Origin of the sequence: Flavobacterium sp. XN-5 (assembly GCF_008033395.2) — a bacterium.
Lineage (GTDB): Bacteria > Bacteroidota > Bacteroidia > Flavobacteriales > Flavobacteriaceae > Flavobacterium > Flavobacterium hiemivividum.
In genome coordinates this window covers 156021-176991 of record NZ_VOGZ02000006.1, presented here as the reverse complement: position 1 = coordinate 176991, position 20971 = coordinate 156021, and the positions used below count along the sequence as shown (strand labels likewise).

Below are 20971 nucleotides of genomic sequence, written 5' to 3'. Positions count from 1 at the left end.
ATAAAAAGTCTGAAAAGCACATGGCTTTCAGACTTTTATGATAATGTTTGTATTGGAACAAATTAATTCTCTACATGAATGAGATTAAGATTTTTGAATTTCGTTGGTGTCATTTTTAACCTTGGCTTCTTCAGCATCTTTCGGTCGGTGCATTACCACTTGCGGAAACGGAATTTCTATTCCTTCATTATCAAAGGCAACTTTTAGTCTTTTGCGCAATTCACCAGTGACTTCCCATTGTTTACTGGGTAATGTCTCTCCTAATATTTTAAGCATAATGGAAGAATCGGCAAAGTCATTCACACGTAAAAATTGAGGAGCAAGGATAATGTTACTTTTCCATAACGGATCAGCGGCTAATTCTGTCCCCACTTTGTTTATCACTCCAATTACATGCTCCAAATTAGATGAATACCCTATGCCAATATCTAAGTTAATACGAGAGAAATCCTTGGAAAGATTGGAGACTTTCTTAATTTCTCCGTGAGGAATGTGGTGAACGGTTCCATCTAAGTCTCTTAGTGTTGTTTTTCGTAAGCTGATCTCTTGAACCGTACCACCAGCATTGTCAAAATTAACTACATCACCAACGCGGTATTGATTTTCGAGGATAATAAAAAGCCCAGAAATAATATCCCTAATAAGATATTGTCCACCAAAACCAAAGGCGAGTCCGACAATTCCGGCTGCTGCCAAAATGGGAGCGATTTCTACTCCAAATTCTTGAAGTATCATCAAACCAACGATAGTTATCAGAACAATTGTAGAAGTAGTAGTAAATATTTGAATTAGTGTATTTTCTCTTTTTTCTTCGGCATCTTTGGACGAAATTCCATCAGGTCTAACAGCAAGTCTTACCGCTTTTTCGATAAAGGTTATAATAACCTTGTTTAGAATTAAAGAACCTATAATGATAAAAACGATTTTTAGTCCGCTTGTTAAAAGCCATGGGATAATAAATTCAGCGTATTTATCTGTGTATTTCATGAAAATCTCCTGCATCGGTTGTGTTTTTAGTTGAAATTGGGTTTTTGTAAAAATGTAAAAAGTCCAAAAACCATTTGATTTTTGGACTTCTTGCTTCAGTAAATATATTTAATTTAGAATAAAAAATTAAATGTCATCAAAATCTATATCTGTAAAAGTTGATATGTTTGGCAAAGCTTCATCAGCGGTTGCTTTTTCAGTAACATATTCTTTTTTGAAATCTTTCTGATGTCTCTCTGAAATTACTTCTTCGCCTTTGTGGTTCAAAACGTAAGAAGTCATATCTCCAAGAATTTCTGCGAAAGAGGCAAAATCTTCTTTATACAAATATATTTTATGCTTTTTGAAGTGAAACGATCCGTCTTCTTCAGTAAATTTTTTACTCTCGGTAATTGTAATATAATAATCATCAGCTTTTGTAGCTCTCACATCAAAGAAATAGGTTCTTCTCCCAGCACGTAAAACTTTAGAAAAGATCTCTTCTTTTTCTAACATATCATTTTCTCTCATAATCCTTTTTCTCAATTTATGGTTGTTAAATCGTAACCAAAAATCATAAAAATATATTTATTAAACAACAATTACTGCAATTCTTTTTCGGAAAGTTGTTTTAAATATAATGAGGCATAATAGCCTTCTTGATTTACTAACTGGTTATGAGATCCTTGTTGAATGATTTTACCATCCTCTATAATTATAATCTTATGTGCATTTTTGGCCGATGAAACCCTATGACTTACAATAATGGTTGTTTTATCCTTGCATATTGTGTTTAGATTATTCAGGATTGTTTCTTCAGTTTCAGTGTCAACAGCTGATAAACAGTCGTCAAAAAGCAAAATTGGCGGGTTTTTAATGATCGCTCTAGCAATGGAAACCCTTTGTTTTTGTCCTCCCGACAGTGTAATCCCACGTTCACCCAGAACGGTATCATATTTTTTGTTAAAACCCATGATATTATCATGTACCACAGCACTTTTGGCAGCTGTTTGTACTTCTTCATCAGTAGCATCTTCTTTACCAAACTTGATATTGTTCTTAATAGAATCTGAAAACAGAAAAGCATCTTGTGGAACTATCCCGATGCTGTTGCGCAAATCATTAAGGTTTAAAATGCTTATCTCTTGATTGTCAATTTTAACTTTCCCGTCAGTCGCATCGTAGAGACGTGAAATCAATGATAAAATAGTTGATTTTCCAGATCCTGTTTTTCCAAGAATTGCTAAAGTTTCTCCTTTTTTAACCGTAAAAGAGATGTCTTTAAGTGCTGTAATATTAGTGTCTTCATAAGTATAGCTTACATTTTCGAATGAAATCGAACCGTTTATAATCGAATGCTTTGGGTTGCTATTTTTTATCTCTGGTTCTATTTTTAGGAATTCATTCAAACGTTTTTGCGAAGCTTCTGCTTCTTGAACCATTGACGAAATCCACCCTAACGACGCTACGGGCCAAGTAAGCATGTTGACATACAAAATAAACTCAGCGATCGTACCAATGCTTTTAATCGTTCCGTCAATATACATTAAACCTCCAAAGTAGATTACAACCAAGTTACTGATTCCGATAAGAGCTAGCATAAGTGGCCCAAATAAGGACTGGACTTTGGCTAAATTCAAACTTTTACTTTTACTTTCCTTAGCCAGCAATACCATATTACTCTGGTGTTGCTCTTCTAATGAATAGGCTTTTATCACTCGAATACCTGAAAAGATTTCTTGGGAGAAACTAGATACTTTCGATAAATATTGTTGAAAAACAGTACTTCTCTTGTTTATTTCTGTGCTTAATTTAAAAATACCATAGGACAAAATAGGCAATGGAAGAATGGTGTATAATGTTAGAAGAGGAGAAACATTGTACATGTATATAGTAACAATTGTAAAACGGATAAGCGTATTTATAGAATACATGACAGCGGGGCCCACATACATTCTCACCTTTGATACATCCTCGCTGATGCGATTCATCAAATCACCGGTACGATTCTTTTTATAGAAATTCTGAGATAAGTTTTCATACTGTCTAAAAACCTCGTTTTTTAAATCAAATTCGATATGGCGAGACATCACAATTAGCGTTTGTCTCATCAAGAACGTTAGAAAACCCGCAATTATGGTTGTGGCAATGATTAATAGAATATTCGAAAGTAATTCTTCTCTAATAACTGATGAAGGAATGCTAGAGTCTTTAGCAAATTCTTCAATAGCTTTAAATGAACTGCTAATCAACTTGGGAGTGAACAGCATGAATATTTGTGCGATAATTGTGAAGGCAATACCTAGTAAAAAACGGTATTTATATTTGACGAAATATTTGTTTAAATAGAGTAACTCTTTCATTCTTTTAAGATATTCTGTATTGGTTTTGTTTTATTTTTATGATTTTCTTTAAATATTTAATAATTAGCTAAATTTGTTTTTATAATAATATTGCCAAATAATTAAATTTTATTAAAAATATCGATAGATATTTATTTTTTATGTAATTTTGACTTGTCTTTTTTGACAAATTCATAATTTCACCACTATAAAAAATTATACTATGGATGCAACTTTCACAACAGGAAAGGAACTTCAAAAAATGGATCCCGTTTTTGGACAATTATCATTTGATGATCACGAACAGATTGTTTTTTGCAACGACAAAGATACAGGTTTAAAAGCAATTATTGGTATTCATAATTCGGTTATGGGACCTGCTTTAGGAGGAACTAGGATGTTTAATTATGCTAATGAGTGGGAAGCGCTGAATGATGTTTTGCGTCTTTCTCGTGGAATGACTTTTAAAGCAGCGATTACAGGACTGAATATTGGAGGAGGAAAAGCCGTTATTATGGGCGATGCCAAAACGCAGAAAACACCTGAATTAATGCGCAAGTTTGGTGAATTTGTACATGGTTTAAGCGGAAGATACATTACTGCCGAAGATGTAGGAATGGAAACTAGAGATATGGATATCGTACGCGATGTTACGCCTTATGTTACTGGAATTTCTGAGGAAAGAGGTGGGGCTGGTAATCCATCACCTGTAACTGCTTATGGAGTGTACATGGGAATGAAAGCAGCTGCCAAACATAAATTTGGGTCAGATGTGCTTACAGGAAAGAAAGTATTGGTTCAAGGTATTGGTCACGTTGGGGAAACTTTAGTAGATTATTTAACTAAGGAAGGAGCAATTGTTACCATCGCTGATATCAATGAGGAAAAATTGCTTGAAGTAGGAACGAAGTATAATGCTACTATTTACACCGGTGCTGATTTATATACAGCCGATGTAGATATTTATGCGCCTTGTGCGATGGGAGCAACGATCAACGATGCTACAGTTCACAAAATAAAAGCAAAAGTAATTGCCGGTGCCGCTAACAATCAATTAGCAAATGAAGATATTCATGGTGCAATTTTGCAGGAACGTGGTATTTTATATGCACCAGATTTCTTGATTAACGCGGGTGGAATCATTAATGTTTATGCTGAATTAGCGCATTATGGTAAAGAGGAAATTATGCGCAAAACAGAGAATATCTACAATACAACTTTAGAGATTCTTGATTATGCTGTAGCTAATGGAATTACGACGCATCATGCGGCGCTTACCATTGCTCAAAATCGTATTGATCAAAGAAAAATAGAGAATAGTAAGAAGTAATTTTTCTTTTATTTATCAAAAAGTCACAGTTTTCTAGATAGCCTTGAAAACTGTGACTTTTTTAGGATAAAAGAAACAAATTTATCAGCAAAACCTTTATTTGACATTTTAATTTTATTTTAAAAAAGGAAATGCTTATTTTTGCCAGCTAATTTAATAAAAGTTCTTACAAGGTGGTAAATAGAAGACACATACGCGTTAAAGTCATGCAATCCATTTATGCAATGCATCAAAACGGTTCTGATAATCTAGAAAAAGAAGAGAAATTCCTTTTTTACAGTATCGACAATATTCAAGATTTATACCTTACAATGATTTCTTCCTTAATGGAAATATGTAAAAGAGAGTCCGTTTTTTTACATAAATCAAGTTTGAAACATCTCGCTACAGCTGCGGAACTTAAACCCAACGAAAAATTTATTAAAAACAGTATTTTTCAAATACTAGCCGAAAACAATTCTCTTAGCATTGCTATGGAAACGCGTAAAGTTGACGCTTGGACTTTGAATGATGATTATATTTTGTTGTTGCTTAATGCTATAAAAGCAAGTAAGTTCTATACAGATTATATGAGTAATCCGGCAACTTCTTTTGAAGAAGACAAACAGCTTATTGTAGATTTGTTTATGGAAGTTATTGTGCCAAATGAAAAATTGTACGAATTCCTGGAAGACGATAAACTGACTTGGATTGATGATATACCATTGGTAAACACTCAAATCATTAAGCAGTTAAAAGCGATGAAACCTATCATGGATGATAATTTCACCGTACCTAAAGTGTATAAGGATAGTGAAGACAAAGCATTCGTTAAAGATTTGTTTAGAAAAACGGTTTTGAATGAAGCAGAACTTGCTAAGGAGTTTGTAAACAAAACACCTAACTGGGATAGCGATAGAATTGCTGAGGTAGATACTATTATTCTTAAAATGGCAATTTGTGAATTTTTAAAATTCCCTTCAATTCCAGTAAAAGTAACTCTTAACGAATATTTAGAACTTGCGAAAGAGTATTCTACACCAAAAAGTAGTATTTTTATCAACGGAATTCTGGATAATCTAGTTAAAGAGCTAGAAGTCAGTAAAAAATTAAATAAAACCGGTCGCGGTTTAATGTAACACTAATAAAAAAAAAGAATTTAAAATTATGGAACAATTAACTCAATTTGCACCTTTCTTATTAATGTTTGTAGTGATCTATTTCTTTATGATCAGACCACAACAGAAAAAAGCTAAACAAGAAAAAGAATTCGAAACAGCTTTAAAAGTAGGTGATAAAATCATCACTAAAAGTGGACTTCACGGTAAAGTTTCGGAGCTTGCAGATACTACAGTTGTAATTGAAACAATGTCTGGAAAATTAAAAATGGAGCGTTCTGCAATTTCTATGGAAATGAGCGCAACACTTGCTAAAAAATAATATTTTTTTAAGGTTATATAAAGTCCCATTCGGAATGTAATTCTGAATGGGACTTTTTTTTAGCAATTGTAAAAGGAAATCACTTTTTGCTTTTTTGCTTTTTCTTGCTCTTTTTTGCTTTTGCCTTGGCTTTTTTGTTTTTAAGCTTCGATTTTAATTTCGCTTTCTTGGCTTTGTCTTTTTTAGTTTTTTTGGCTTTAGCTTTTTTGTCTTTTACTTTTTGTTTGGCTATTTCTTTGCCAATGAGTTTTTTTAGTTTTTCCTTCTCTTTTTTCGCCAACTTTTTCAGCTTACTTTTTTCCTTTTTCTTTTCATCCTTGTTGTCTTCCGGAACTGGTTTTTTCTGAACTTCAATTGGCTTTTTATCTATAGTGGCTTTAGGGGCGACGTCAGCAGTTGGTTTATCAACTGTTGGTTTTCTAGATTTAACAGGGGCCACCTTTTTATTGGCGGCCGAAGCTGCTGGAGTTTTTACTTCTACTTTTTTTTCATCCATGATCGTCTATTCGTTTAGTTTTAATAGCACGACTCTTTTTACCGTAATCTAAATGATTTGATAAACAAGTCATTAGTAAATATAGTGAATAATGCGACACGATAATGTTAAGTTTTTGCCTATGGATTTGATTGGTGTAAAAAGTAGAAAATATTGATAGGCCTTAAAACTTAAAAAAAATCCGTTTTTACGTCGATTTTTTCATTTGTACTTATCATTCAAGCCAATGTTTTGTAGGATCATTGATTTTATTTTTTCTATTCTACTAAGTTTAGTGGCGTCTCTTTTAGCTTCCTCAATATACTCGTGAAATTCGCGTTGCTTGGCTTGTGAGAATTTTGAAAAGGCTTCCGCCAAATAAACATTGCTGTCTAATTCGGCTTGTAATTCGAAAGAGATAATCGTTTTCTTGGTCGTTGGTTTAATGACTTTACCCGCTTTTTTAATTTCGATTGCTTCTAGAATATAAGTAAGCACTTCTTTCTCATTAACTTCTTCAATAGAATTAAAACGCCATTGACGCAAAGATTTGGTTACACCTTCTTGTGCGTTTACCAATACTTTTTTTTCATCTTTTAGAAAAACGCCGTTGTAAAACCATATTCCAAAATAACTTTTAAACCCTCCGATTCCTAGTACATTCTTGCCGTCTAAAACATAAACCAGCCCGCCCCATTTTGTAGTGGCTACAAGTTCAGTTTGGGCCAGTATTTCTTTCAGGAGATTTAATTCTTCTGTCCAATTATTAGTTTTGTCCCAAGTATGTTTTTTAGATTCGGATGATTCCAATTATTTTTGCTTTTTCTTTTTGCTTTCCTTTGCTTCTAGGCCAAAGTTGGGCATTGTGGCCAACTCAGCAATTTTTACAATAACGTCAACTGCCTTTTGCATGCTTTCAACAGGAACATATTCGTATTTACCGTGAAAATTATGTCCACCAGCAAAAATATTTGGACAAGGCAATCCTTTGTATGATAATTGACAGCCATCAGTTCCACCGCGAATGGGTTTGATTAATGGTTTAATACCTACTTCCTTCATCGCTTTTTCGGCAATATCAACAATATGTTTTACAGGAACGACCTTTTCTTTCATGTTGTAGTATTGATCATTGATCTCAACTATTGCAATGTCTTCACCAAATTGTTTCGCATATTTCTTATTAATTTTGCGCGCAATTTTCTCTACTTTTTCTTTTCTTTTTTCGAATTTAATCTTACTGTGGTCTCTGATTATTAATTCTAAAACGGTTTCCTCGATACTTCCTGTTAAGTGATGTACATGGAAAAAACCTTGGTATCCTTTTGTGGTCTCCGGTGTTTCATCAGAAGGTAGTGCAGTAATGAAATCATTGGCAATTAACATGGAGTTGATCATCTTTCCTTTGGCATAACCAGGATGCACACTTTTTCCTTTAAAAATAATTTTGGCTGAAGCCGCATTAAAATTTTCATATTCTAATTCTCCCACTTGACTTCCGTCCATCGTGTAAGCCCAGTCAGCTCCAAATTTCTCCACATCAAAATGGTGTGCTCCACGACCTATTTCTTCGTCAGGTGTAAAACCAACTCTAATTTTCCCGTGTTTGATTTCTGGATTGTTAATTAAGTATTCCATTGCTGTCATAATTTCCGTAATTCCAGCTTTATCATCAGCACCTAAAAGAGTAGTTCCATCAGTTGTGATTATAGTTTGTCCCTTGTATTGTAATAAATCTTTGAAATAATTTGGAGATAAAACAATATTTTGTTCCGCATTTAGAATGATGTCTTTACCATCATAATTTGGAATAATTTGAGGTTTTACATTAGCTCCTGTAAAATCAGGAGTGGTGTCAAAATGAGATATAAACCCAATTGTAGGAACCTCGTGATCAACATTACTTGGCAGTGTGGCCATGATATACGATTTATCATCTATAGTCACATCCTGCATTCCTATGCTTTTTAGTTCTTCAACCAATTGATTGGCAAGAACCCATTGTTTTTCTGTACTTGGTGTAGTTTGTGAATTGGGATCTGACTCTGTGTCAACAGTAACATAACTGATAAAACGGTCTATAATATGTTGCATAATTGTATTTTTTAATGAAGAGCAAATATAAGGTTTATTTAGAAAGGAGTGTTCAAAACTCTAACTTTGAGAAGCAATTGCGAGAATAAAATGGTAATGTTTTAGTGCATCATTTGAGCGCCTTCTTTATAGGAATTAGCTTGTCCGTAATGCATTACTTTTACTTTAGTTTTTCCGTTAGGCTGTATTGTAAGCAGAAATAGATAATTGAACTCTTGATCATCAATAGAAGGTATTGGTCTCTTGCTTCCAAAAGCTTCAATCGTTTCTAAAACGGTATTAGAATGACCTACAATTAATGCTGTTTTTCCTTTATTTTCCTTTAGAATTTTGGCCGCTTCGACTGTTAAAATTTTAGCGTCATACAATTGAATATCTTTTTTTTGCTGCTTGGCGCTAGGTATTACTGTGCTTTGTGTACGCTTGTAATTTGTGCTGTAAATGTTGTTTATTGTTTTGTATTTTAGTTTTTTTGCAAGTGCAATGGCTCTTTTGTTTCCATATTCAGTCAATAACGGATCTTTTTCTTTTGGATCATTCGTCATCTTTTCGGCATGACGTACTAAGTAAATTCGGGTTGGATCTTCTACTTGCGCAAAAAGGCTAATGGTTAGAAATAACAGTAGAAAGCTGCAATAATTTTTCATGTTTTTGTTTATTAAATGCTGTGGCTAATTTATAAATAAATAATGATTCTTTCTTTCTCAGCCCGGTTTGTTATAGCCCAAAGTCGTTTGATAGATTTGAAGATCAAATTTTAAGGCTAAATATTTATTTATCGGCTAGATAATTCTATTTTTGCAGCACACAACAAAACACACATGTATAAACTACTTATTCGTCCCATTCTTTTTTGGTTTGACCCAGAAAAAGTGCACTATTTTACCTTTTCTTTGATTCGAACTTTATCTAAAATTCCAGGATTCAGTGCTATCTTTAAATCACTTTATGAAGTAAATGACAAGCGATTAGAAACTGAAGTTTTTGGATTAAAATTTAAAAATCCAGTAGGACTTGCCGCTGGTTTTGATAAAGACGCTAAACTGTACAAAGAATTGTCAAATTTTGGTTTTGGGTTTATAGAAATAGGTACGCTTACACCAAAAGGACAAGAAGGAAACCCTAAAAAACGATTGTTTCGCTTAAAGGCTGATTCCGCTATAATCAACCGAATGGGCTTTAATAATGGAGGAGTTTTAGAAGCAGTAGAAAGGCTTAAGGAAAATACCGGAGTTTTAATTGGAGGAAATATCGGGAAAAATAAATTGACGCCAAATGAAGATGCAACTTTGGATTATGAAATTTGCTTCGACGCCTTGTTTGATCATGTAGATTATTTTGTGGTGAATGTGAGTTCGCCAAACACGCCTAATCTTCGTGCGTTGCAAGACAAAGAGCCATTAACACAATTACTGCAGACTTTGCAAAATAAGAATTTGGCGAAGCCAAAACAGAAACCAATATTACTAAAAATCGCTCCCGATTTAACAGACGAGCAATTGCTAGATATTATAGACATCGTGGCACAAACTAAAATTGCCGGAGTTATTGCTACAAATACGACTATTTCTCGTGAAGGGCTTCAGTCTGAAAACAAAGCAGAAATGGGCGGATTGTCAGGAAAGCCATTAACAAGCCGTTCTACTGAAGTGATTCGTTTTTTGTACCAGAAAAGCAATAAGGCATTTCCAATAATAGGAGTGGGAGGAATTCATTCTGCAGATGATGCAATCGAAAAGCTCGAAGCAGGTGCCAGTTTAGTACAATTGTACACTGGTTTTATTTATGAAGGACCAGCTTTGGTGAAAGCCATAAATCAAAAGGTACTAAGTCGCATGTAAAAGCGATAACTTACAGTATTATCATAATGCGTAATTCTCGACTGAGGATTACGCATTTTTATTTGCTATAAAATTTTATAATCATAATCATTGCCACTTTGCAAGTTTTCTTATCTTTGAAAACCTATGGAGCCAATAAAAATTATAGAATGTCCACGTGATGCCATGCAAGGTATTAAGCCGTTCATTCCCACCGAAAGAAAAGTGGCGTACATTCAATCTTTATTGAGGGTAGGTTTTGATTCAATTGATTTTGGGAGTTTTGTATCGCCAAAAGCGATTCCCCAAATGCAAGATACTGCTGCTGTTTTGGCGCAATTGGATTTATCACAAACAACAAGTAAATTACTGGCAATTATTGCCAATACTCGAGGAGCCGAAATTGCTTCTGAGCATGCTGCAATCCAATATTTAGGCTATCCTTTCTCTATATCTGAGAATTTTCAGATGCGTAATACCCACAAAACTATTGCCGAGTCCTTAGTGACTCTGGAAGAAATTCTAGAAATTGCCGATAAAACAAATAAGGAAGTAGTTGCTTATTTATCAATGGGTTTTGGGAATCCTTACGGTGATCCTTGGAATGTAGAAATTGTTGGCGATTGGACTGAAAAGTTATCAAACATGGGAGTGAAAATTTTGTCGCTTTCAGATACGGTAGGAAGTTCCACTCCAGAGGTAATTAGTTATTTGTTTTCTAATTTGATTCCAAAATACCCCGAAATAGAGTTTGGTGCCCATCTGCATACCACTCCAGATAAATGGTTTGAAAAAATAGACGCTGCTTATAAAGCGGGTTGTCGCAGATATGATGGTGCGATTCAAGGTTTTGGCGGTTGCCCTATGGCCAAAGACGATTTAACGGGAAATATGCCTACTGAGAAGTTGTTGTCTTATTTTACTGCCAATAAAGAAAATGCAAATCTAAATCCATTAAGTTTTGAGAGTGCTTATAATGAAGCTTCTAAGCTTTTTGGAGAGTTTCATTAGAGTATAGCAGGCATAAATTCGTTGAGCTTCAGCTATAGGTAATACTAAGTTAAGAACAGCAACGTTGTAATTATAGTAACATTTATTTATTGCCCTGACATATTCGATATGAATCCATACCGCCCCAATAAAATTTTAGGATTTCTGCTACTCACGTTGCTCTTTTTCTCGTGCAGCAGTGATTTAGATTTTAATCAAGCTAACGATTTTAAATTAGAACCGATTTTTATTGCAAATTTAGCCTCTTTTGAAATTCCTGCCAATCAATTTATAGAGAAGGGAATGGAGCAAAATATTGCTATGGAAGCCCAGGAATTTGATGTTTTCCGGGATTCTTTTTTTCGAGAAAATTTAAGACGAGCCGACTTCTTTTTTGAAATCAACAATACTATTAATAGGTCGTACACTATTGATATCATTCTATTAGATGTCAATGACCAACCGCTTTTCAATATTCCTTTTGATGTTCCTGCCTATACTGGAACTAAAAATCAAGTAACTCGAAAAGTAATCTTCGAAGATGTCAATCTTGAATTGCTCAAAAGTACCAGAAGAATGGACTTTGTATTAACTATGAAAGCCGGTCCTGCGTTGAATGCCAGTAGTCCAGGGAGTTTAAAATTGCGATCGAGTGCAACTGCTTATTTGTTAGTCGAATGAGAAAAACACTTCTATTTTTGATGGTATTTTTCTCTGTTGCTTGTTTGTCTCAAAACAAACAAATCTTGTACAATTTTACCGCAGTCCCGCAGTCTTTAATGACTAATCCCGGTGCTGATGTTAGTTATAAATTTTATTTTGGAGTTCCATTACTATCTGGAATTTCTGCGAATGTTGGCTCTAGTGGTTTTTCGGCCTATGATTTATTTGCTGATAATGGAGTAGATTATAACATTAAATTACGCGACGTAGTGCATCAATCTTCCCGAAATGACAAACTAATTCTCAATGAACAAATAGAATTATTCAATGGCGGTTTTAAACTGGGAGATTGGTTAGAAAACAAAGGATATGTTTCGTTTGGAATGTATCAGGAATTTGATTTTCTAATGTATATGCCAAAGGATATCACTATACTTGCCTTAGAGGGAAACAGCGAATACATTGGAAAATCATTTAATTTAGGAGATTTAAATTTAAGAACAGAGCTGCTTTCGGTGCTGCATTTGGGTTATCATAAAAATGTAACTGACAAGCTTATTCTTGGGGCTCGAGGTAAAATTTATTTGAGTTCGTTTAATGCTACTTCAACTAAAAATTCGGGATATATCTATACCGTTCCCGGGACAACTAACGCATTCGAACAAGTCATTTCTTCCAACTTGCAATTAAAGATCTCTGGAATTTCAGAATATATCGCCGAAGGTTATGATGGTGACGCGGCCGCTGATTTTAGAAAAAAAGCGTTGTTTGGCGGTGACCTAGGCCTAGGATTTGATTTGGGACTGACCTATTATCCCAAAAAGAATATTCAGTTTACAGCGAGTATTCTTGATGTGGGTTTTGTAAAACACAGCAGAGATGTAGAGACATTTACCTATAAAGGCTTTTATAGATATGAAGGAATAAATCCTAATTTTAATGGCACGGATGATCCTGATGGTGCTTACACACAGTTTAGGAATGCTATCCAGCTCGACACTATTTATAACGGCTACAACACTTGGAGACCTATAAAAATCAATAGTTCATATCAATATTCTTTTAATGACTCAAGAGGAGGAGAAGATTGTGATTGTGTTACAACAGAATCAGTTTATAGAAATGCAGTAGGAGCACAGCTGTTTGTCATGACAACTCCTAGAGCGCCTTTAATGGCATTAACGGGATATTATAGAAGGAATGTCCTCGATAAATTACAAATGAAAGCGACTTATACGGTAGATTCTTTTTCATATAAAAATATAGGTTTAGGAATTTCAAGTACGATAGGGAAGTTCAATTTGTACATGATGGCTGATAATCTATTAGAATATCGGGATTTGTCGAAAGCCAAGAGCGTATCGTTTCAATTAGGCTTTAACGTTATTTTCGAAGACAGTAATAAACCATTTTAATATCGTTTTTCATTTCGAAAGGAAAAATGCAATCTGTTTTTAATTTTTCATGGCTAATTGTCAAATTACTTCGTAAGAGGAGTAGTATAAATTAGGAATATTGAAGTCTGTTTTTCACATGCTTGGGCTATCACTTTTTTAAATTAAAATAATTTGTTATATTTGCACGCAATTCAACTACAAATTGCAACATGATAGCACATAACTCCAAGATTATCGGCGAAGGTTTAACGTACGATGATGTATTATTAGTTCCTAACTACTCTAATGTGCTTCCTCGCGAGGTAAGTATCCAAACAAAATTTTCAAGAAATATAACGCTTAATGTTCCTATTGTATCCGCAGCTATGGATACCGTTACCCAAAGTTCTATGGCAATTGCTATGGCTCAAGAAGGTGGAATAGGTGTTTTGCACAAAAACATGACTATCGAGCAGCAAGCTGCCAAAGTACGTAAAGTAAAACGTGCAGAGTCAGGTATGATTATCGATCCTGTTACTTTACCGCTTACTTCTACAGTAGCGGATGCTAAAAATGCTATGAAAGAATACGGAATTGGTGGTATTCCAATTATTGATGAAGAAAGCCGATTGAAAGGTATCGTAACTAATAGAGATTTGCGTTTTGAAAAAAACAATGCAAGACCTATTATTGAGGTAATGACAAGTGAAAACTTAGTTACTGTAGCCGAAGGAACTTCATTAGAACAAGCCGAAGTAGTTTTACAAGGTCATAAAATCGAGAAACTTCCAGTTATAAGTAAAGATGGTAAATTAGTAGGTTTAATTACCTTTAGAGATATTACTAAATTAACTCAAAAGCCAATTGCTAACAAAGATGTTTTCGGACGTTTGCGTGTAGCAGCTGCTATTGGTGTTACTGGTGATGCAGTAGAAAGAGCAACAGCTCTTGTAAATGCAGGTGTTGACGCTATTATTATTGATACGGCGCACGGGCATACTCAAGGTGTGGTGAACACATTGAAAGAAGTAAAAGCTAAATTCCCTCAAATAGATGTTATTGTAGGTAATATTGCTACTCCTGAAGCGGCAAAATTCCTAGTAGAAAACGGTGCTGATGGGGTGAAAGTAGGAATTGGACCTGGTTCAATTTGTACAACACGTATTGTTGCAGGTGTAGGTTTTCCTCAATTCTCTGCAGTGTTAGAAGTTGCAGCAGCATTAAAAGGAACTGGAGTTCCCGTAATTGCTGATGGTGGAATACGTTACACAGGAGATATTCCTAAAGCAATTGCTGCAGGTGCTGACTGTGTGATGTTAGGTTCACTTCTTGCTGGTACTAAAGAGTCTCCTGGAGAAACTATTATTTTTGAAGGAAGAAAATTCAAATCATACCGCGGAATGGGTTCTGTGGAAGCAATGGAAGGTGGTTCTAAAGACCGTTATTTCCAAGATGTAGAAGATGATGTTAAGAAACTAGTTCCAGAAGGAATTGTAGGACGCGTGCCTTACAAAGGAGAATTAAACGAAAGCATGTTACAATTCATTGGTGGTCTTCGTGCCGGAATGGGATATTGTGGTGCTAAAGACATTCCTACTTTGCAAGAAACAGGTCGTTTTGTTCGTATCACCGCTAGTGGTATCAACGAAAGTCACCCACATAACGTTACAATTACAAAAGAAGCGCCAAATTATTCAAGATAATTTCTCGTTTTATTTCATATAAAAAGGCTGTCTAAAGTGTTGAAACTTTATGACAGCCTTTTTTTTGTTCTTTGCTAAATTTAAATTGAAACTTTGCTTGAGAAGAGAGGTGGAGAATTTGTATGCTTTTCAATTTTCTGCTTAAGGAAAACTTGATGCGAAACGGTGATTTTACTAGAGTATAGCTAGGTCAATGGCGGTTATAGGTTGTTATTCTTTTATCCAATTTGTGTTTATTCATATGATATGGCCTACAAAAAAAAGTCAGAGCGTTCGTTTCTGATTTCTTTCGACACGTTTTCAATCAATTCAGCACAATCCAAAACAAATTTGTCATTAACTTCAATTAAAGTCGAAACTTCTGCAATATCACCTTCCTCAAAGAAATTTTCTCCAATTAATTTTATTTTGAAAGGTAATTTAGTTGATTGTGAAACTAAAGCATTATAACTTTTCCCCTTTCCGTGTTTCAATACGTTTATAGCGCAAATAAATTCTTCGAAATTGTTTTTAAGAGTAATATTTCCAGCTTGAACAAGTATTTTTTTTGCTTCCTCAAAACCATTTCTGCAAGATAAGGCTTCTTGTAACATTGATTCGAATAATGAAAACATTCCAACAGCAATAATTGCTTTTTGTAACTGAATCGCTTGCAGATTCTTAACGGCAATTGTAGAACCTCCTGTTTGTAGTTCTTCTATAACTTTAGCACGTGTCTCTTCTAATACGTTTAAAGTAAATACTGTGGTTCTATTATTAAGTCGTCAAATAAGTGCATATTTTCTATTTATTATAACCCATAACCTAGTATACAACATCAAATATATACATCTTTATCTATCGTATTAAATAACTATAGATGTATTTTCTTATTTTTCAGCTATTAAGTTCACTGCCAGAATAGTTTTAAACTTTTGTAAAAATCTCTAATGCAATCAAATAAAGAAAAAAAAAGAAATTTACTCAGCAAAGAACTGATTCATTCGCTTTTTATCACCTACAACCCATAGAATATCATCTTTCTGTAACACTAAGTCAGATTCTGGATTCAATAGACGTTTACCATTTCGTTCGATACCTACGACCATACCGTTTGCTTTTTCTCTAATAAGAGATTGACTGATGCTTTTCCCTATCAAATCTACTTTGTTTAATTCCAGTTGTTGCAATATAATTTCCGGCTTTTCGACATTTTTAGGCGGCTCAAATTCGTGTTGATGTAAGTAACCCTTAAATTCTTTTACCTGTGCATCCGTACCGATGACACAAATTTCATCACCCGGAAACAAACGCTCATTTTTGGTTGGGATCTTAACCATTATTTCTCCTCTTTTTATAAAAGCAATGTTGATTCCCATTTCCTCGCGCAAACGTAATTCTTGCAAAGTTTTACCCGCAATGTTCGAGTCTTTGGCAATTGTAAATGTAGTCATGTGACCGTCCCAAGGTGTTAGACTAGCGTATTTCCTGTCTATTTTTATTATGTCACGATTGTTAAGATTTTGAAGGAAGTGATTCTCAATTTTAAGGTATTGGCTGTGCAATTTCTTTGGAAAAAATACATAAGCGGCAATAGCTGTAACCAAGGCAAAGAAAGCAATAAGAGGAGAGAAAAAGATATTGAGTAAGAAACCAATGTAAAAGATAGCTAATCCCATTCTAAATAAAACCATCATCATGATAGGTCCTTTGTATTTTCGCTCTTTACGAAGGATTTCTACTTCTTTAACGGCAACACGACGTAAAGACAACGCCCATAAAAAGGGAGCTAAAACAATTATTGTAATTAGTGCTGTAATCGCATTTCCAAATTTAGAGTTTTCTACTAACGGCAAGACAAACTTAGCCGAGAGCAATATGATCGCTAATATGATTATGGTGTGAATTACGATTTGTAAAATATAAGCTTTTAACACGACTTGCCAGGTACTTGCCGACTTAATAGCTTGCGTATTGGTACTGTATCGCGTTATATTTTTCAACCATTTTTTCGGCAGTTTTCGCTCTAAATAGGCAGAAAAAGGAGTCGCCATTTTCACCATAAACGGAGTTGTAAACGTGGTAACGGCGGATACTGCTACGACAACCGGGTACAAGAATTTACTGGTGACATTCATGGACATTCCTAATGTGGCAATAATAAAGGAGAACTCACCTATTTGTGACAAACTCATTCCCGTTTGCACGGATTGTTTTAAAGGCTGGCCTGAAATCAACGCACCAATGGTGGAACTTATCGATTGTCCAAAGATGGTTACGAAAGTCAAAACAACTACTGGAAACGCATATTCATACAGCATTTTTGGGTCGATCAACATACCTACAGATACAAAGAAAATAGCCCCAAATAAATCTTTTATAGGTTTAATGAGGTGTTCAATGTGTTCTGCTTGCGTAGTTTCGGCAATAATAGATCCCATGATAAAGGCTCCTAGAGCAGGTGAGAATCCTGCATTCGATGCTAAAATAACCATCATCAAGCACAGTGCTAAGGAGACAATTAAAGTCATCTCATCAGTTAGTAAATGTTTTATTTTTTTTAATAAAGTAGGAATAAAAAATATCCCACCCACAAACCAAGCAATTAAGAAAAAAACAAGTTTTAAGACAGAAAACATTAATTCACTTCCGGAGAACTGCTGACTCACGGCAACTGTAGAAAGTAATACCATCATTAAAATGGCAACAATATCCTGAACGATAAGGGAACCAATAACGATTCCGGCAAATTTTTGCGCCTTGACGCCTAGTTCATCGAAGGTTTTTAAGATAATCGTGGTGGAGGAAATCGATAGAATCACACCTAGAAAAATACTGTCCATTTGCTTCCAGCCAAGCCATTGGCCCACTAAAAAACCCATTATTACCATGGTGATAATCTGCGTGATGGCGGTGATAGAGGCGGTGCCGCCCACTTTCATCAACTTCTTGAAACTAAATTCGAGTCCCAAGCTAAAAAGTAAAATAATCACCCCTATCTCTGCCCAGACATCAACACTCTTCGGATCTGTTACAGATGGGAAAAAATCAATGTGGTTTCCCGCAAGAAATCCGGCTATAAGATAACCTAGCACTAAGGGTTGTTTTAATTTTTTAAATACTAAAACTGCAATACCCGCGGTCATTAGGATTAATCCTAAGTCGCTAATAAGTGGTGTTAAATGTTGTGATGCTTCAGCAACTGTCGCTACGGTACTCATATTTTATTTTTTATTAGGAGCAATTTCCTGCCTTTCATTTTAAGCTTTTGTCTAAAAACCTTTTTTATTAGGCATTTGCAGGAGCTTCCTTCGGTCGCTCTGCAATTTGCCATGAAAATTGTTTTTCGCCTGCAAGGCTTTCCATTGCAGTCAGGGCTAAACTTTAGATTTCCTCTTCACAATGAGTTGTTATAAGAGGATTGTCAAAAAAAAAGCTACCGATAAAGATAGCTTTTTTTGGAGTTGTTTGATTTAAAATAGCATTGGCACGATCTATTTTTATGAATTTCAAAAAAACAGAAGCTATGAATTACTATTTTATTGTTTTGGTATTAGATTCCAACGAAATTACTTGGTGTGATTTGCATTAATTCTGCTCTCACTTCTTCAGATACGTCTAGTGTTGCAATAAAACCATGAATCGCTTTTTTATCAATCGCTTCATTTGTTCGAGTTAATCCTTTTAATGCTTCATAAGGATTAGGATATGCTTCACGACGCAAAATAGTTTGGATTGCCTCTGCAACTACAGCCCAGTTTTTCTCTAAATCTTCGTGGAATTTTGGCTCGTTTAATAACAATTTGTTTAAACCTTTTAAAGTCGCTTCAAATGCGATGATCGTATGACCTATTGGTACACCTACATTTCTTAAAACTGTACTGTCAGTTAAATCACGTTGTAATCTTGACAATGGCAGTTTAGCTGAAAGGTGTTCGAAAATAGCATTTGCTATTCCTAAATTTCCTTCAGAGTTTTCAAAGTCAATTGGGTTTACCTTGTGTGGCATCGCCGATGATCCTATTTCTCCTGCTTTTATTTTTTGTTTGAAATATTCCATCGAAACATAAGTCCAGATGTCTCTGTCTAAATCGATGATAATCGTATTGATTCTTTTTAAAGCATCAAAAAATGCTGCAAAATGGTCGTAATGTTCGATTTGGGTTGTTGGGAAAGAATGGTGTAATCCTAGATTTTCTTCTACAAATTTACCTCCAAATTTTTTCCAGTCAACCTGTGGATAAGCCACATGATGTGCATTGTAATTTCCTGTAGCACCACCAAATTTAGCAGCAAACGGAATGTTAAACAACAAACGCATTTGCTCTTCTAAACGTTCCACAAAAACGCCAATTTCTTTACCCAAACGAGTAGGAGAAGCGGGTTGTCCGTGAGTACGTGCTAGCATAGGAACTGCAGCCCATTCGATACTTAAATCTTTCAATTTAGAAGTCAAAGTAATTAGAGAAGGCATATAAACTTTCTCAAAAGCTTCTTTTGTCGAAAGTGGAATTGCTGTATTGTTAATATCTTGAGAAGTCAACCCAAAATGGATGAACTCTTTGTATTGTGATAGGCCTAATTTCTCAAAGGCATCCTTGATAAAGTATTCAACGGCTTTTACATCGTGGTTCGTTACCTTTTCAGTTTCTTTGATCCACAGCGCGTCTTCAGTCGAGAAGTTTTTGTAAATGTCTCTTAGGGTATCGAATAAATCAGGATTTACCCCGTTTAATTGTGGCAAAGGCACTTCGCACAAAGCAATAAAATATTCAATTTCAACCAATACGCGGTATTTGATTAACGCTTCTTCCGAGAAAAAAGGAGCCAAAGAAAGAGTCTTGTTTCTATATCTTCCGTCAATTGGAGAAATAGCATTCAATTCGTTTAAAGTAGTCATTGTAGTGTTGTTTGTTCGAAAGGCACAAATATAAACCTTTAGAAACAATTTCGAAAAGGATTACTTTTTTAAATACCAGCAATTAGCATCTTTTTTAATCGTTTCATTCCTTCAGAAGCGATTTCTGGTATTACTTCTAATGGATTTCTGAGATTTGGAATCCGAATCGGTTTTGGATCAATATAAAAAACGGGAACTTCAGGATGCGTGAAGTCGATTAATCCCGCTGCCGGATATACTTGTAGTGAGGTACCTATAACTGCAAAATAATCGGCGGTTTTTGTAATGGCGATGGCTTCGTCTAAGGCAGGAACTTCTTCGCCAAACCAGACAATGTGAGGACGCAACTGGTTTTTTTGCGCATCGAAATCTCCAGTATTGAGATCTTCCGTCCAGTCTAGAATATGATTTGGGTTCGTCGTGCTTCGTACTTTTAATAATTCTCCATGGAGATGCAATACATTTTTACTTCCTGCACGTTCGTGCAGGTCGTCGACATTTTGTGTGATTACAAAAACATCAAAATGAGCTTCTAATTCCGCTAGGATTTCATGTCCTAAATTTGGGGTTACTTCTTTTAACTGTTGTCTGCGTTTGTTGTAAAAGTCAAGGACTAATTCAGGATTTCTTATCCACCCTTCAGGTGTGGCGACGTCCATAACGTTGTGTCCTTCCCAGAGACCGTCGCCATCCCTAAAAGTTTTTATACCACTTTCGGCACTTATTCCGGCTCCGGTTAGCACAACTAATCTTTTTCTCATAATGGGTACAATAGACATTGATAATGCGATACTGAAAATCTCAGATTACCGCTAAATTAATGATTTTTTGTATTCATTATTGATTTGATAATTTAAGTTGTAGACGAGTTTTACACAAAAACTATTAGAAACAGTAAAATATTATTAGTCGTA

The 20971-nt window shown here is 34.9% G+C and carries 19 protein-coding genes; 8 read left to right on the top strand and 11 right to left on the bottom strand.

Annotated elements, in window-relative coordinates; translation table 11 throughout:
* Positions 1–84 precede the first annotated feature (84 nt).
* The 3 genes from FQU23_RS11825 to FQU23_RS11815 form a co-directional block, all read right to left on the bottom strand.
* Entirely contained in the window at positions 85–1002 is a 918-nt protein-coding gene (locus FQU23_RS11825; RefSeq protein WP_147674000.1) for a mechanosensitive ion channel family protein, read from the bottom strand.
* 111 nt (positions 1003–1113) lie between these two features.
* A complete protein-coding gene (locus FQU23_RS11820) occupies positions 1114–1497 on the bottom strand; it encodes a PUR family DNA/RNA-binding protein (protein ID WP_132110832.1) in 384 nt (127 codons plus the stop codon).
* A gap of 71 nt (positions 1498–1568) precedes the next feature.
* The gene (locus FQU23_RS11815; RefSeq protein WP_147673999.1) at positions 1569–3329 is read right to left on the bottom strand and encodes an ABC transporter ATP-binding protein; all 1761 of its coding nucleotides are present in this window, start codon (positions 3327–3329) and stop codon (positions 1569–1571) included.
* A 202-nt stretch (positions 3330–3531) separates the two neighbouring features.
* On the opposite strand from FQU23_RS11815, the gene FQU23_RS11810 reads away from it, so the two are divergent.
* The 3 genes from FQU23_RS11810 to yajC all read left to right on the top strand — a co-directional run bounded on the left by FQU23_RS11810 (position 3532) and on the right by yajC (position 6057).
* The gene (locus FQU23_RS11810) at positions 3532–4638 is read left to right on the top strand and encodes a Glu/Leu/Phe/Val family dehydrogenase (RefSeq protein ID WP_147673998.1); all 1107 of its coding nucleotides are present in this window, start codon (positions 3532–3534) and stop codon (positions 4636–4638) included.
* Between the two features lie 206 nt (positions 4639–4844).
* Positions 4845–5756 carry a transcription antitermination factor NusB gene (gene nusB, locus FQU23_RS11805; protein ID WP_147674040.1) on the top strand — a complete coding sequence of 304 codons (912 nt, stop codon included), beginning with the start codon at positions 4845–4847 and terminating at the stop codon, positions 5754–5756.
* A gap of 28 nt (positions 5757–5784) precedes the next feature.
* Complete coding sequence (yajC, locus tag FQU23_RS11800) at positions 5785–6057, top strand: preprotein translocase subunit YajC (protein WP_132110740.1); 273 nt, start codon at positions 5785–5787, stop codon at positions 6055–6057.
* Positions 6058–6136: 79 nt separating this feature from the next.
* Here yajC and FQU23_RS11795 read toward each other — a convergent pair whose 3' ends face one another.
* The 4 genes from FQU23_RS11795 to FQU23_RS11780 form a co-directional block, all read right to left on the bottom strand.
* Entirely contained in the window at positions 6137–6553 is a 417-nt protein-coding gene (locus FQU23_RS11795; protein WP_147673997.1) for a hypothetical protein, read from the bottom strand.
* 201 nt (positions 6554–6754) lie between these two features.
* Positions 6755–7342, bottom strand: coding sequence for a YdeI/OmpD-associated family protein (locus tag FQU23_RS11790; protein ID WP_147673996.1), 588 nt, complete (start codon positions 7340–7342; stop codon positions 6755–6757).
* Entirely contained in the window at positions 7343–8626 is a 1284-nt protein-coding gene (gene pepT / locus FQU23_RS11785) for a peptidase T (protein WP_147673995.1), read from the bottom strand.
* A 101-nt stretch (positions 8627–8727) separates the two neighbouring features.
* Positions 8728–9273, bottom strand: coding sequence for a phosphoglycerate mutase family protein (locus tag FQU23_RS11780; protein ID WP_147673994.1), 546 nt, complete (start codon positions 9271–9273; stop codon positions 8728–8730).
* Positions 9274–9447: 174 nt separating this feature from the next.
* Between FQU23_RS11780 and FQU23_RS11775 the strand changes: the two genes are divergently transcribed.
* From FQU23_RS11775 to guaB, 5 genes are all read left to right on the top strand, one after another.
* Entirely contained in the window at positions 9448–10467 is a 1020-nt protein-coding gene (locus tag FQU23_RS11775) for a quinone-dependent dihydroorotate dehydrogenase (RefSeq protein ID WP_147673993.1), read from the top strand.
* A gap of 126 nt (positions 10468–10593) precedes the next feature.
* Entirely contained in the window at positions 10594–11457 is an 864-nt protein-coding gene (locus FQU23_RS11770; RefSeq protein WP_147673992.1) for a hydroxymethylglutaryl-CoA lyase, read from the top strand.
* Between the two features lie 108 nt (positions 11458–11565).
* Positions 11566–12117: a hypothetical protein gene (locus tag FQU23_RS11765; protein ID WP_147673991.1), complete on the top strand. Its 552-nt coding sequence runs from the start codon at positions 11566–11568 to the stop codon at positions 12115–12117.
* Positions 12114–13514 (top strand): DUF5723 family protein, encoded by a 1401-nt coding sequence (locus FQU23_RS11760; RefSeq protein ID WP_147673990.1) that lies wholly within the window; start codon positions 12114–12116, stop codon positions 13512–13514. Before FQU23_RS11765 ends, FQU23_RS11760 begins: the two co-directional genes overlap by 4 nt.
* A gap of 191 nt (positions 13515–13705) precedes the next feature.
* A complete protein-coding gene (gene guaB / locus FQU23_RS11755; RefSeq protein ID WP_132110724.1) occupies positions 13706–15178 on the top strand; it encodes an IMP dehydrogenase in 1473 nt (490 codons plus the stop codon).
* A 251-nt stretch (positions 15179–15429) separates the two neighbouring features.
* Here the strand turns inward: guaB and FQU23_RS11750 are convergent, their stop codons facing one another.
* From FQU23_RS11750 to FQU23_RS11735, 4 genes are all read right to left on the bottom strand, one after another.
* Positions 15430–15792, bottom strand: coding sequence for a hypothetical protein (locus FQU23_RS11750; protein WP_209282348.1), 363 nt, complete (start codon positions 15790–15792; stop codon positions 15430–15432).
* A gap of 345 nt (positions 15793–16137) precedes the next feature.
* Positions 16138–18378 (bottom strand): cation:proton antiporter, encoded by a 2241-nt coding sequence (locus FQU23_RS11745; protein ID WP_147673989.1) that lies wholly within the window; start codon positions 18376–18378, stop codon positions 16138–16140.
* 332 nt (positions 18379–18710) lie between these two features.
* On the bottom strand, positions 18711–20057 hold the full coding sequence (gene purB / locus FQU23_RS11740) for an adenylosuccinate lyase (protein WP_147673988.1): 1347 nt from the start codon (positions 20055–20057) through the stop codon (positions 18711–18713).
* Between the two features lie 68 nt (positions 20058–20125).
* Positions 20126–20818 (bottom strand): SIR2 family NAD-dependent protein deacylase, encoded by a 693-nt coding sequence (locus FQU23_RS11735; protein ID WP_147673987.1) that lies wholly within the window; start codon positions 20816–20818, stop codon positions 20126–20128.
* Positions 20819–20971 lie beyond the last annotated feature (153 nt).

Excerpts from the sequence above, each read along its gene's own strand:
- FQU23_RS11825 (WP_147674000.1), bottom strand. The coding sequence starts at position 1,002 with ATGCAGGAGATTTTCATGAAATACACAGATAAATACGCTGAATTTATT.
- FQU23_RS11770 (WP_147673992.1), top strand. The coding sequence starts at position 10,594 with ATGGAGCCAATAAAAATTATAGAATGTCCACGTGATGCCATGCAAGGT.
- FQU23_RS11795 (WP_147673997.1), bottom strand. The coding sequence starts at position 6,553 with ATGGATGAAAAAAAAGTAGAAGTAAAAACTCCAGCAGCTTCGGCCGCC.
- FQU23_RS11735 (WP_147673987.1), bottom strand. The coding sequence starts at position 20,818 with ATGAGAAAAAGATTAGTTGTGCTAACCGGAGCCGGAATAAGTGCCGAA.
- purB (WP_147673988.1), bottom strand. The coding sequence starts at position 20,057 with ATGACTACTTTAAACGAATTGAATGCTATTTCTCCAATTGACGGAAGA.
- nusB (WP_147674040.1), top strand. The coding sequence starts at position 4,845 with ATGCAATCCATTTATGCAATGCATCAAAACGGTTCTGATAATCTAGAA.
- pepT (WP_147673995.1), bottom strand. The coding sequence starts at position 8,626 with ATGCAACATATTATAGACCGTTTTATCAGTTATGTTACTGTTGACACA.
- FQU23_RS11760 (WP_147673990.1), top strand. The coding sequence starts at position 12,114 with ATGAGAAAAACACTTCTATTTTTGATGGTATTTTTCTCTGTTGCTTGT.
- yajC (WP_132110740.1), top strand. The coding sequence starts at position 5,785 with ATGGAACAATTAACTCAATTTGCACCTTTCTTATTAATGTTTGTAGTG.
- FQU23_RS11815 (WP_147673999.1), bottom strand. The coding sequence starts at position 3,329 with ATGAAAGAGTTACTCTATTTAAACAAATATTTCGTCAAATATAAATAC.
- FQU23_RS11820 (WP_132110832.1), bottom strand. The coding sequence starts at position 1,497 with ATGAGAGAAAATGATATGTTAGAAAAAGAAGAGATCTTTTCTAAAGTT.
- FQU23_RS11810 (WP_147673998.1), top strand. The coding sequence starts at position 3,532 with ATGGATGCAACTTTCACAACAGGAAAGGAACTTCAAAAAATGGATCCC.
- FQU23_RS11750 (WP_209282348.1), bottom strand. The coding sequence starts at position 15,792 with ATGTTTTCATTATTCGAATCAATGTTACAAGAAGCCTTATCTTGCAGA.
- FQU23_RS11745 (WP_147673989.1), bottom strand. The coding sequence starts at position 18,378 with ATGAGTACCGTAGCGACAGTTGCTGAAGCATCACAACATTTAACACCA.
- FQU23_RS11780 (WP_147673994.1), bottom strand. The coding sequence starts at position 9,273 with ATGAAAAATTATTGCAGCTTTCTACTGTTATTTCTAACCATTAGCCTT.
- guaB (WP_132110724.1), top strand. The coding sequence starts at position 13,706 with ATGATAGCACATAACTCCAAGATTATCGGCGAAGGTTTAACGTACGAT.
- FQU23_RS11765 (WP_147673991.1), top strand. The coding sequence starts at position 11,566 with ATGAATCCATACCGCCCCAATAAAATTTTAGGATTTCTGCTACTCACG.
- FQU23_RS11775 (WP_147673993.1), top strand. The coding sequence starts at position 9,448 with ATGTATAAACTACTTATTCGTCCCATTCTTTTTTGGTTTGACCCAGAA.